Source organism: Prevotella sp. P4-119 (assembly GCF_002251345.1).
In the GTDB taxonomy this organism is placed as follows: Bacteria; Bacteroidota; Bacteroidia; order Bacteroidales; family Bacteroidaceae; genus Prevotella.
The window spans coordinates 1-11,429 of record NZ_NPJB01000046.1 but is presented as its reverse complement, the minus strand read 5'-3'; the positions used below and the strand labels follow the sequence as shown (position 1 = coordinate 11,429).

General features: G+C 37.9%; 14 protein-coding genes and 1 riboswitch. Of the genes, 3 read left to right on the top strand and 11 right to left on the bottom strand.

Going from position 1 to position 11,429, the window contains the following annotated elements:
- Positions 1 to 566: 566 nt before the first annotated feature.
- Positions 567 to 717, top strand: a riboswitch (SAM-I-IV-variant riboswitch).
- From CIK89_RS05125 to CIK89_RS05115, 3 genes are all read left to right on the top strand, one after another.
- Positions 716 to 970 carry a hypothetical protein gene (locus CIK89_RS05125; RefSeq protein WP_094390333.1) on the top strand — a complete coding sequence of 85 codons (255 nt, stop codon included), beginning with the start codon at positions 716 to 718 and terminating at the stop codon, positions 968 to 970. Its footprint overlaps the riboswitch before it by 2 nt.
- Positions 971 to 1,230: 260 nt before the next feature.
- Positions 1,231 to 2,886: a DnaB-like helicase C-terminal domain-containing protein gene (locus tag CIK89_RS05120; protein ID WP_094390332.1), complete on the top strand. Its 1,656-nt coding sequence runs from the start codon at positions 1,231 to 1,233 to the stop codon at positions 2,884 to 2,886.
- The gene (locus CIK89_RS05115) at positions 2,879 to 3,760 is read left to right on the top strand and encodes an agmatine deiminase family protein (protein WP_094390331.1); all 882 of its coding nucleotides are present in this window, start codon (positions 2,879 to 2,881) and stop codon (positions 3,758 to 3,760) included. The genes CIK89_RS05120 and CIK89_RS05115 overlap by 8 nt, the downstream gene beginning before the upstream one ends.
- Before the next feature lie 51 nt (positions 3,761 to 3,811).
- Here CIK89_RS05115 and CIK89_RS05110 read toward each other — a convergent pair whose 3' ends face one another.
- The 11 genes from CIK89_RS05110 to CIK89_RS05060 all read right to left on the bottom strand — a co-directional run bounded on the left by CIK89_RS05110 (position 3,812) and on the right by CIK89_RS05060 (position 11,274).
- A complete protein-coding gene (locus tag CIK89_RS05110) occupies positions 3,812 to 4,516 on the bottom strand; it encodes a hypothetical protein (protein ID WP_094390330.1) in 705 nt (234 codons plus the stop codon).
- Between the two features lie 5 nt (positions 4,517 to 4,521).
- A complete protein-coding gene (locus CIK89_RS05105) occupies positions 4,522 to 5,094 on the bottom strand; it encodes a metallophosphatase domain-containing protein (RefSeq protein WP_094390329.1) in 573 nt (190 codons plus the stop codon).
- Entirely contained in the window at positions 5,095 to 5,781 is a 687-nt protein-coding gene (locus tag CIK89_RS05100; RefSeq protein ID WP_094390328.1) for a hypothetical protein, read from the bottom strand.
- 57 nt (positions 5,782 to 5,838) lie between these two features.
- Positions 5,839 to 6,030 (bottom strand): hypothetical protein, encoded by a 192-nt coding sequence (locus CIK89_RS05095; protein WP_094390327.1) that lies wholly within the window; start codon positions 6,028 to 6,030, stop codon positions 5,839 to 5,841.
- A 39-nt stretch (positions 6,031 to 6,069) separates the two neighbouring features.
- A complete protein-coding gene (locus CIK89_RS05090) occupies positions 6,070 to 7,029 on the bottom strand; it encodes a hypothetical protein (protein WP_094390326.1) in 960 nt (319 codons plus the stop codon).
- 11 nt (positions 7,030 to 7,040) lie between these two features.
- A complete protein-coding gene (locus CIK89_RS05085; RefSeq protein ID WP_094390325.1) occupies positions 7,041 to 8,300 on the bottom strand; it encodes an MBL fold metallo-hydrolase RNA specificity domain-containing protein in 1,260 nt (419 codons plus the stop codon).
- Positions 8,297 to 8,926 carry a hypothetical protein gene (locus CIK89_RS05080; protein WP_144007193.1) on the bottom strand — a complete coding sequence of 210 codons (630 nt, stop codon included), beginning with the start codon at positions 8,924 to 8,926 and terminating at the stop codon, positions 8,297 to 8,299. The genes CIK89_RS05085 and CIK89_RS05080 overlap by 4 nt, the downstream gene beginning before the upstream one ends.
- The gene (locus tag CIK89_RS05075) at positions 8,889 to 9,128 is read right to left on the bottom strand and encodes a hypothetical protein (RefSeq protein ID WP_094390323.1); all 240 of its coding nucleotides are present in this window, start codon (positions 9,126 to 9,128) and stop codon (positions 8,889 to 8,891) included. Before CIK89_RS05075 ends, CIK89_RS05080 begins: the two co-directional genes overlap by 38 nt.
- On the bottom strand, positions 9,115 to 9,687 hold the full coding sequence (locus tag CIK89_RS05070; RefSeq protein ID WP_094390322.1) for a sigma-70 family RNA polymerase sigma factor: 573 nt from the start codon (positions 9,685 to 9,687) through the stop codon (positions 9,115 to 9,117). Before CIK89_RS05070 ends, CIK89_RS05075 begins: the two co-directional genes overlap by 14 nt.
- Before the next feature lie 106 nt (positions 9,688 to 9,793).
- Positions 9,794 to 10,369 (bottom strand): hypothetical protein, encoded by a 576-nt coding sequence (locus tag CIK89_RS05065; RefSeq protein ID WP_094390321.1) that lies wholly within the window; start codon positions 10,367 to 10,369, stop codon positions 9,794 to 9,796.
- A gap of 2 nt (positions 10,370 to 10,371) precedes the next feature.
- A complete protein-coding gene (locus CIK89_RS05060) occupies positions 10,372 to 11,274 on the bottom strand; it encodes a YafY family protein (protein ID WP_094390320.1) in 903 nt (300 codons plus the stop codon).
- Positions 11,275 to 11,429: the final 155 nt, after the last annotated feature.

Sequence of the window (11,429 nt, the reverse complement as noted above, 5' to 3'; positions counted from 1 at the left end):
ATTGTTCTAAGGACAGAATAATCTCTTTCGATTCTTTATATATAGCCCATGTCTGATGGTATGGGAAGAGAATTCACGTATCTGTCTTCACATGCAACTAATCGCTATTTTATCCCGAATTGGGGTAGTTCTTTATGGTTAATCATTTCTGCGTGCAGAAGTATTCACAGATGTTGCCATCGCAGATTACTTTTGCTGCAGAAGTGTCTGAATACATTGTAGAGCAGTTTTGCTGAGTATTCTTTCGTTATAATCGTTGCCCACACCATTGTCTAAACGGACATGAACAGTTTGCCGTAGAGATATTCTTCTGATGGTGAGGGTATCGACTATTAGAAGAATAACCCTCTGGTAAAGGTACGACAAGGAGAGTCTTTCAATCCATTGCCAGAAGGTATGAAGCAAAACTAAACACTTTGCTTGATACTTTCCGTCAGTTTAGCTTGAAGGACACTCCTTCTTTTGTCGTACTGGCTGTTGATGCCTGTTTGGACAATTCCCACCCTAATCTTTGACTTTTCCTATTAGAATTGATTGTCTTTCAATTATTTTTCGTACCTTTGCACATGAAACATCAAGAGCAGTCGCTTTTAGCGAACTCGCCAACCGAGCTTTTAGGAGGTTGAGGATGAAATCCTCAACTAAGCCCAAAGGGCAGCCACGGTGGCCAAGGTACGATGTGGAAGATTAAGTTAAACTTCAAAAACATCCTAACATGGAAAAGAACATTTTATCACAATTCGCTTCACAGTTCGCTGAAGCACCTCTCACTTCACTTGTTGAATCTTTTAATGCACAGGTAGGAAACCGTGGTTTCAACTCAGCTCGTGCTGCACACGATCATGCTCTCATTGATGAGCTTGTTCGTCGTGGCGTTGATGTGTCAGCCATTTCTGACGGACACTCAATATCTTTTGCTCATCATGTTGCTCTTGATGAATCAGCCATGAGGTTGGTTATCCAGGACTAACATTCTTCATTAATATCTCTTAATAGCTCATATTTGCCGTCTGCTCTTGGTAAATATGGGCTTTTTGCTTTATAAATTATTGTTTGCAGTTTATTATAAATAACTAAATAACAATACACTTACGTGTAAATATCTATTAAAAAAATCTTAACCCGAATTAACGGTTTTTTTTTGTTTTTTCAGGAAAACAGATAGACCTTTGCACTCAGAATTCGACAAAAACAGCTGTTAATGGCAACTAATAATCAAAGGTAAATCTTATGATAAGAAAATCATGTAGAAACAAAAATGACGCTCTTGGCTTCTGTAGATTTTTAATGATAGAATCTAAGAGTTGGGAACATGCATTCCGAATTATTGAAGAAATTGCTCATGGTGTTTATTCGGAAGATGGTTCTCCTGATATAGACGCGCAAATATCCTTGCTTAAAGAACTAGCAAACATGGGATGTTATGAAGCCATGAATCGCTTAGGTGTCATTTACCTCGATGCTAAAGGAGTGGAACAGGATGTTGATTTGGGTGTTGAATGGTTAGAAAAAGCTGCTGTAGGGAACGATATAAATGCAATAGAAAATCTTGCATACATCTATCTCTTAGGTGAAGAGCGTCACCTTAATCACCATAAAGGCTTTGACTATTGTATTCATGCTCTTAATGAAAGAGGTGACGACATTCTGTTAACACTTGCAAACTGTTATGACAAAGGTGCCGGAGTAGAAAAGAACCTGAATTACTCTTTCTACCTATATCAACTTGCAGTTGCGGAAGGGAATGAATATAGCAGGAAAAAAGCAGAACAAGAGTTGATTCTCTTTAAGTCGGATTACATCAAGCCATTAAAGTATATTGATTTTTATCCCAAAGCGAAATACGGACATGGCTGGTTCTGTCCAAGGGTCCTGAAAAAAGCAGTGTACGACAATATTGACTTTAACCTACCTACTATGTGCTGGTTCATCATAGATAGAGCATTCAGTTCTTGCTGGAATCAGTATCTGGGTGAAATCATCAACTATGAAAATCTGTTATCGGGAATCAAAGTACGATTACGGAATTGTGGTCTTGAAAATGTTGTTTCTGATGAGAACCTGCAGAAGGTTTTTGACGTGATGATTGACTTCGCTAGATGTACAGATGGAATCATATTGGAAGACAAAGAAGAAATATTCTGGGATTTTGATATGGATTTGATAGAATATCCATCCGATGCACAGCTTGTAACAGTTATTACATATGAAAGTTATAATGACAAAGAAAACTATTTCAATGATGTCATAAGTCAACTGATTAGCCACGCAAAAAGATCAGCCGTTGTCTGGTGTCGTAAAACTGACATAAAGACGTTCGCTAAAGATGTATCTTATCGACTTTTTGGTGATACTGATTACTTGAAATATTTCTCATTGACATCAACTGATAAAGATGGTATTGTTAAATTGTCTTGCCAAGAAAATGATGAACAGATTGCAGATCTTTATCTAATCGCTGATGATTATATGACGGTGTTTGATTTTTGCACTAAGGCTCAGGTATTTAGGAAATCATTTGGAACAAAATATGTTTTTGTTGATGACATAGAATATATGGAGCTGCCGTCCGAGCTTATGCTATTGAAAAAAAGCAGAGTCTTAGATTTGTCGATGGCAACTTTGAAGGCTTTAGCATTGTCTCTTAACATTCCTGTTATAGTTCAGAAATCAATGACAGCAAGAAGAGGTATGTTTGTTGACAAACCAACAGTCAGCAATTCTGTGCCTTTTAGGGAACATATAGAACCTATGTCAGATAGAATTGTCATAGCATATTATGATAACAAAGACGAAAAGAACATACGGCACTTGCACGTCGTAAAAGACAACAAAAATTCAACTGGAAAAGTAACAATGGCAATAGAAAGAAACTACTATGGATAAGAAATTAACTATTTGCACTTCGCCATACTTGCGTACAACAAGTTTTAGCAAGGGAGTTGCACAAGATTTGTTTGCGGTTCTTGACCGCCTTGGTATTAATCACATGGAACTGAGTAACACAAATGATATATGGTGTCGCGACTACATGCCAGTATCATTGTTTGATGATGGTTACTATGCTACATATGAATACAAACCAGATTATTTGTGGGACAAAAAATGTAACCGCAAATATATCACAAACCAAATAGATGCATGCAAAGATCTAAACATAAAAATTCCTCTTAGAATGGGATTCATTTTTGATGGAGGAAACTATGTGAGGCTACATGGCAATAGAATTAGTACAGTCTTCATGACCGATAAGATATTAATGGAGAATTCGTATTGGCCATTACATGAGTTGATACAAAGACTTCACTTATCTCTTGCTGCAGATATTGTCCTTCTTCCATGGGATATGGATGAGCCCTATGGTCATACTGATGGAATGGTTGCTCCTTTACCAGATGGCAGACTTCTCCTTAACAATTATTGCCAGACAGCAAAAGGAAAAAAGATTGACTACTACAAACGTTTATTAAAAATGATTGATGGACACTTTCCCTTTGTGGAACTGTCATACGACTGCAAACTTGAAGAAGATTCGTGGTGTTACCTGAATTTTCTGAAAGTTCCAGGTGCTGTACTGCTTCCTTGCTTGGCAAAGGATGCAAAGTGCGACAATGACCAAGCTGCCATAGCTAAGTTTAGTGAACTCTTTCCAGATGATGAAATCATTCCAATTTATGCTAAACCTCTTATCGAACGAGGGGGAGGATTGCATTGTGTAACTTGGGAGTATTTCCCATACAACAATAGATGTATGCCTTAATACATAATAAAAAGTAGATTGCTTGTAGTATTTCAAACAATCTACTTTTTTTTAGAGTATTACTAAACGATGATAACTCCATTGTCTTGTACACTTCTTGTATTTCTTTCCAGAATATGAGAAGTAAAGAGTTTTTTTTGAATCTGGCAGATTCTTGTAGTCTTCGTTACTTATCTCGTCCTTAACATATTTGTTATTCTCTATATGGTATGAAGCCACATTTTTGCGTTCTGTTGTAGTAACGCTATATTCGATGGCTGACTGTTCTGTTACCCAATTGATGGATATGCCATCAAATACAGATAATCCCATTAGCATGTCCTCATAGATATATGTTGAACGACATTCTGATTTGTCTTTTATCCAGGCTCCATCTTTGAGGGAATACACGTCATATTCCCTTATAAGAAAGGATGCTCGATATTCATCCTTCTTTTCGAAGGTCACATCCAAGCCAGAAACGTGAAAGTTAAATGAACCGAAGGGATAATAATCAACTTGTCCCTTATTATTGAGGTTAGTATGGTACATAATTGGATCCTCCAATCCACCTTCTACTTCTTCGTGATAATAGAACTCAATAACGGTAGGGTAGATGCGTCGGCTTCCATTAACCTCAAAATAGCCTGTGTTGAATATTCTTTTCGCTACCTCGGAGAATTGTTTTGATAATTCTTCTTGTTTCACCGATTCCAATTTAATGTCAGATACGCCATTGAAACCAGCAAGCGCTTCATATAATGTATTTTTATCCATAGTCGCTATTTTGTTATTTCAAAAATATGTGCTTTATTAATCTTACTATAACTATCATCAAGGATTGCTCCATTTGAGAATACAATGCCTTCTTGCTTTTTTGTGCCATAAGCATCGTGTGCGTGACCAAACAAATGGTATTTAGGCTTAATCTCAAACACTCTATTCCGAAGAGGTGCATTGCCCCAATGGGTTCCTGACGATTGATCAAGTATCATTATTGGCGGTTCATGTGTGACAAGTACGTCTATTCCGCTTGGAAGAAGTTCTTCCGAATGATTGTACGCCAGTCCAAAGAATTTCATGCCCTCAATATCACATCCTCGATCCTGGAGGAAATGGACGTTCTCTGGGAGGTCTTCTATGCCTTCAGCATCCCATAGACAGAGGTCATGGTTTCCTGTGACGAATATCTTGTGTTTATATGGCAGTTCTATGAACCAGTTTAAGAAGTCGAGAGTTTCTTCCTCTGTGCCTTGTTCTGTGAAGTCGCCACAATGAATGACAACATCAGCTTCAGGAAGGTTAGTCAGCTCATTATGCCTATTGTGGGTATCTGATATTTGAAGTATTCTCATTTATTTCTCTATCACCTTGTTTGATGTTCCGTCGGAGTATAGTATGATATTAACACCCTTTTGTGGACTACTCAGCTTGATTCCATTATGATCATAACGAGCGACTTCTTTTCTGTTTGCTAAAGACTTATCTGTCTTTATCATTTGTATTGAATTAGTTTTATTGTCATAATCATAAATGAAATAATGATAATAACCAGGCTCAACTTCCTTTGAAGACAAGTCATATTCTGCAGTACTATATGTGTCGCAATCTTGAATGACACTCTTAGGGTACATACTATATGCTGTTACTATCACATATGTTTTATCTTTTACATCTATTGCTTGACAAAAACCGTTAGATATGTAATATGGTGGTTCAATTTTACACAAAATATTGCCATCCCAATCAACTAAATCAAATTCTGTTGTTAAAGCGGTATAATAATGACTGACACGGTTTAATTGACCAGCGATACCCGTATAGCTATCACTAAATGTTGAAACTGAGTGAGACCTTAGAAAAACCTGATCCACGTTCCTTAGATAATAAAGAGTGTTTGCCTCTCCATTATAGAATTTGTTAAAATTGTCAGTCCAAATATTATAGGCATATTTTGCCGACTTATTTGGATAGTCTGTTTTCTCCCAAGCAGTAGCAGTATATGTTTTTCTGTTGCTATCATATTGATAGCTTCTGGTCAAGTAGTAATAACCCGTATTAAGTTCCTCTTGCCCAGCATTGTGGTTTTCTAACGTGTTTCACTTCTCGTCATACACATTGCTTATGCCGTTGCCATAGCCTAAGATTTTTGTCTGTCCATCGATTGATTGAAAATTATAGAATGCTCTTTCTGTCTCAGGAACTATCGTCTTAAATACCTGATCAATGATTGATTGAGCATGTGCAATCGTGGAACAAAAGAGAGCCAATAAAATAATTCTTGTCTTCATATTCGTTCTGTATTATTGTTTTATATTTCATGCAACACATTATAGGTCATAGAGTTCGCGTACTCGTTCATCCAAACTGTAGTTAATGAACAACCCTTGATATGTTAGTATGTTCTTTCCCACCTTGAAGGTTTGTGGTTGTGAATCTATTTCTTCTAATGCATCTACAAGTTGCTTGTGTATGTCTTCATAATCTCCGAAGAAGTCATTCGGCTTGTATATGTCTGGACGGAAGTCATATAATATTTCTCCAAGGTAGATGAGTTTACTCTCATCTTTGCAATTCTTCATTCCCTGGTAGTGTGAGATCATTTGTTTTATTCCTTGCCAATAACGAGCTGGCCGTTTGTTGTTGGTTTGGACCAATGTTATCTTATCACTTCCTATGTTAATATCCAAGTCTTCTATCTTACCTTGCAGCTTAGAATATATTGAATTATAATCATCCGTGTATGAGAAGGACGTATTTCCCCTCTGGTTAACATACTCTGAAAATTTGGACTCTAAATATAATGAGACAGACTTACCTTCACATGTTCCTGTGAGCTTTACGTCAATATGGGATGAATAATTCCTGCCCCTTATATTCTTTCCGATGATGTTAGACACTTCAAATTCACTCGTAGTAAATTTACAGGTTTTGCCTTCAATCTCTACAGAAAGTGGATTGTCTTTACTAACATTGTAAAAACACAGTAATGTGAGGAGTGAAGATGAGTGGAATACGTTGAGCTCATTCCATTCCTGACCTGCACCATTTATAGCTTGGTTAAACTTTTCGTCAAAAGAACTGTTAGTGATTCCGAAGACATCCTTTATTGTCTGAAGCAAACGCTCCTTGTATTCTTCTGTTTTGGAAGGCTTCATTCCAACTTCAAAACAAAAAGAGTTTTCCGAAACCTTATTCCGGAAAGGAGTATTCACAATCCGACCTTCCTTCTTTAGTCTTTGAAACAGATCGATCTTTTCAAAATGATTTGTATAGATGATATTTGCCATATCTTACAATATTATAATTCTGCATCTGCTTCCTTGTGTATGCAGATAACTTCCTTTGGTTTAGCGATTTTGATGACTTTTTCGATTGTCTGGCGGTCGGCATGACCTGAGGTGTGTATATCCACTATATTGTGGAACATTTCGCGGAACTGCTTGTACTTCGGCTTGGCTTTCACCTGCTCTGGATCCTTGTAGTAACCATTCCATGATGAGTAGATGAGAAGTGTTTCTTCCTGGGGAAGCTTGTCGAGCAATCCTTTTACACGTTCCATCTGCGATGTACCTACTACCATTGTCATACCAGTCTGCTTCAGTTTCTTCAGCAGTCGATCATTGTAGAACAATGGTTCGAATGAGAACAAACCTTTTGATGCTTTTGCTTCGCGCTCTGTGTAGTATGCCATCGTCTTCTTCATAAACAAAGACCAAATGCATAGTGGTTTGGCTGCATCGATAGAAGCCTGTTTGATAGCTGCAAGTCTCTCAATGTCTGTAGCAGATGCAAGGACGAAGACGTACTTGAAGGCTTTCATCACATTCTGCATCTTGTACGATACAACATGCTCATGGATGCACTTGTCTTCACGCTTCAGCATTGTTCCTTCGGTAACAAGCACATCGATGTCTGTGGCATATCTCTTCAGTGTTGGAATCAGCCCTTTACCCATGTAACCATGCTCGCGATAGTCACCCATGTGCCAAATACGCTTGCCGTCTGCTTCGATGAGGAACATGTGGGAGTCATAGATGCTATGGCAGTTGAAGAAAGGTGTAACCTTGATGTCGCCAATGCTAATGCTTTCTGGAGCTTTGCGTGACGAAGTGCGTTGCCATACCTCAATCTTGTTGAGCAACTTACATTTGTTGTCAGCGGATATGAGTCTATTCAATGCATCGCTATACTCCTGCGAGTCACATTCATTTTCGAGGAGTTCGTTAACTTTTAGGTCTGCGCCCTCGTAAAGAACGTCGTACTTTATCTCCAGCAATCCCTTGGTTCCTTCACTCATGTACTGAGGAACATCTTCAGGAATGTATTCAAACAATCCGACATGATCCTCATGACCATGGGTGTAGAATACGGCTTCATGCTGCTTCTTGTTGTGGGCAAATATCTCCGTCACCATTGCTTCGTCCTCTTCGGGAGTAGTTGGATCGCCGTTGCCAGGCAGGTTCTGACCAAAGTCGATGAAAACTCGGGAGGTTTCCGTGGAAATCTCCGTTATACAACCTCCGATTTGGTCGAGTCCTCTATGTATTTTTATCTTCATTGATGTTTCTGTAAAAAATGAATAAAGGCACTTAGAAGTTCGTCATCAGTAGCATACTTCTCCATTCTGTTTACTATGTCTGAGAATGTTATTGAATCAAAACCGTTGTCCGAAATCTTGATAGAATCAGGAAAATCGCAATTTGGCAATATGTATATTACATTTCCCTTCGTTTGACATTCTTCCAAATGGTTCTCGGTTATGTACTCTGACAGGTATCTGTACTTCCTGCCACTGCGCCCAGCTCTTTTTTTCTTCGCAAAAGAGAAGAGGTCTTCTAGTGAAGTCTCATGCTTGAACTTGCCGTAATAGTCTATCTGGTCATCGTCAACAGAATGTGTGTCTGTCTTCAACTCAATTGCATGGACACATTTCTTTGTTATATTGAATACTAGATAATCTATATTGGTACACTCATTATTGGACTTGTTCTTTTGAAGTGGAAATTCTGGCACAAGAATCAGTTGATCCTCCTCTGCGAAAAGGTCGCTACGGCATTCCTTCAGAATGTCTTCCATATACAAGCCAAAGAAAACGTCAAGCCTTCTTTCTGCCTGATATTTCGGGAGCCCAATCCATATATCCAGATTATTGAACAACTGGGCTATTCTTTCTTTTGTCTTCATATTCAGTTATCACATTCTTGATGACGCTTACGTCTATATTACACTTAAAAACACTATCAACATCTGACTTAATATCTTGTATCATTTCGTCCAAATGTCCGTCTATGCTATCATAACCATAAGATTCTGGTTCTTCAACTATCGAATTATAATCGTCCAATATCCATTGTCGTTGCTGATACACTGTGTTATCTTTTTCCATTCTCCACTAATCTTTTGATAGCCCTTTCTCTTATTTGTTTTACTCTTTCAGTTGTAAGATTCATGCTTTGACATATTTCTTCAAGTGACTCTGGCGAGTCTACAAGACCGAACCATCTGGTAAGCATCTCTTTTTCACGTTCGTTGGACATTCTTGAAACCAGCTCTCGTTTCTCTTCTTCTGTGAGATCTGATAGATTCATACCATTCTTTGAAGTTTCAAGGAGTTCAAGAATGCTTGCCCTAATGAACCAAACTGCGTATGCAATGAATTTGAAGCCTCGCTGTGGGTCAAACCTTCGCACTGCAAGTTCAAGTCCTTTATTACCAGCCCCTATCAGTTCCTCCATTGATTTGCCTCTGTTCTGGTACTGTTTGGCTACACTTACCACGAAACGGAGGTTGCAGTCATATAAGTCCAGGATGGCTTCTTCGTCACCTTGCTTGATACGCTCCACAAGCTCATTTTCTTGCTCAACAGTGAGCAATGGATACACTGAAGCCTCTTTAATAAATGACTCTACTGGCTGACTAACGAAATTTGTGATGTTCCTGTTCATTGTACTATTGAAATTAGATGTCTCTATTATATATATACGAATGAAAGCATCACGATTCTATCAAAAATGGTGTTTCCTCTGCAAAAACGTCGCAGAGGACGCTGCATTATTTTTCTATTCTTATAGTTTTGTCCTTTTCACGAAGAGACTCTGCCCAGATAAAGACCTTTTCATTCGACGTCTTTGGCAACGATTCTAATTTATTGCAGAATGCTTTTTCTGTACTCTTTTCTATTTTCTCAAATAGATTAATAAAATACTTATACTTGCTTTTTTCCTTAGGATTCCAAAGTTTGCATAAATCTTTCGCATATTCATGAGTTGATGCACTTTTAGCCTTAAACTCTATTATTGCAATATTTTCGCCAATAGAATCTTTTATAGTCAAATCAAAACTTGCAGATTGACCGTCTTCGGATGCTGTCGGTGTGCAATACTTCCCTTTGTTAGAAAATTGGTATTTGTCTTCGGTTGGAGTTTCTACAGAATAATAATAGTCGTATTTCTTAAGAAGAGGTTGCAATAGTTCTACAAAAACGAAACGCAGTTCTTGTTCGCTGACTCTCTTCTTTGTACCACCACTATACTTAGGAAATACTAATCTTGTTCCTGTCGATCCAGAACGAAGTTCCTTAAATGATTGCTCTATTACATTTTCTAACTCATTCTTAAAATTCATCATTCTCAATATCTATTTAATGTTGTACATATTTCATTTTTAATCTCTTCACGATATTCCAATGGTTCTAACACCTCAACATTTGATCCCAATGCCAATATCTTTGACTTTAATTCTGGTGTCAAGCACACTCTATAGGAGAACTCAGCAAACTCACCGTACTTTGATGCGCCCTCACGCTGAGATTTATGGAGAGGTAGCATGCGCATGTATTCCGTCTGCACGCCATACACTCTTATTTTCAGATTAACGACAGGAAGTTCTTCATTCACATATATTCCCACAACATTGTCATAGTACTTTCGTGGGATGAGGTCCTTTGGAAATTCAAACTTGTTATTCGTTGCATGAAGGTCAAGAAATCTTTCCAATGCCAAATGCCTGATAGATTCCTTTTCTTTAATATAGCCAAGTACATACCATCTTCTATTGTACACCTTCATAGAATAAGGCTGCATTGTAAGTGTTTCTCGTTGTCCCTCATATCGTTGATAGTCAATCACAAGTTCTGTATTTGTCCTCATAGACTCAACAACGGAGTCGAAGTAACCAGTACCATGGGGTATCTCTTCCAACAAAATACGGTCACGCATCATATTGAAGGTTGAGAAGTCCTGAGGAACACTATACTTACGCAATAAAAGTTGTGCATAAGGATTTTGGATCAAGACTTCTGGATTCTTTATATAATATATGTAACCTTTGGATTTATCACATTCTATGATAACTCCAAACATTTCTTCAATACCTTTACGGTGTTCGTGGAAGGTACGTATTGGTAAACCACCCATATAGGCATATGGAGAGCCCTCCCATCTCTTAGCAATATCCTCGAAGGTGAGAGGGTATTTTGATCGCTTGATAGTGTCAAGCAGCCAAATATATCTGAGATAAGTTTTACTGATCATGATTCAGAATTTTTCTGCAAATTTATTAAATTAACGTGAGTTCGACGAATTAGAATAAGGTCAATTGTCTATCAATAGTCCTTTGAACGGCAATTGTAGGTTTCTTAGGAAAGAAGCAATATGCTGCCAAAGCTCCAAGAGTATTGACAATGAAG

Bases quoted from the DNA above. Each gene is read 5' to 3' on its own strand.
- CIK89_RS05070 (WP_094390322.1), bottom strand. From the start codon at position 9,687: ATGAACAGGAACATCACAAATTTCGTTAGTCAGCCAGTAGAGTCATTT.
- CIK89_RS05075 (WP_094390323.1), bottom strand. From the start codon at position 9,128: ATGGAAAAAGATAACACAGTGTATCAGCAACGACAATGGATATTGGAC.
- CIK89_RS05065 (WP_094390321.1), bottom strand. From the start codon at position 10,369: ATGATGAATTTTAAGAATGAGTTAGAAAATGTAATAGAGCAATCATTT.
- CIK89_RS05105 (WP_094390329.1), bottom strand. From the start codon at position 5,094: ATGAGAATACTTCAAATATCAGATACCCACAATAGGCATAATGAGCTG.
- CIK89_RS05090 (WP_094390326.1), bottom strand. From the start codon at position 7,029: ATGGCAAATATCATCTATACAAATCATTTTGAAAAGATCGATCTGTTT.
- CIK89_RS05095 (WP_094390327.1), bottom strand. From the start codon at position 6,030: ATGAAGACAAGAATTATTTTATTGGCTCTCTTTTGTTCCACGATTGCA.
- CIK89_RS05125 (WP_094390333.1), top strand. From the start codon at position 716: ATGGAAAAGAACATTTTATCACAATTCGCTTCACAGTTCGCTGAAGCA.
- CIK89_RS05120 (WP_094390332.1), top strand. From the start codon at position 1,231: ATGATAAGAAAATCATGTAGAAACAAAAATGACGCTCTTGGCTTCTGT.
- CIK89_RS05085 (WP_094390325.1), bottom strand. From the start codon at position 8,300: ATGAAGATAAAAATACATAGAGGACTCGACCAAATCGGAGGTTGTATA.
- CIK89_RS05080 (WP_144007193.1), bottom strand. From the start codon at position 8,926: ATGAAGACAAAAGAAAGAATAGCCCAGTTGTTCAATAATCTGGATATA.
- CIK89_RS05110 (WP_094390330.1), bottom strand. From the start codon at position 4,516: ATGGATAAAAATACATTATATGAAGCGCTTGCTGGTTTCAATGGCGTA.
- CIK89_RS05115 (WP_094390331.1), top strand. From the start codon at position 2,879: ATGGATAAGAAATTAACTATTTGCACTTCGCCATACTTGCGTACAACA.
- CIK89_RS05060 (WP_094390320.1), bottom strand. From the start codon at position 11,274: ATGATCAGTAAAACTTATCTCAGATATATTTGGCTGCTTGACACTATC.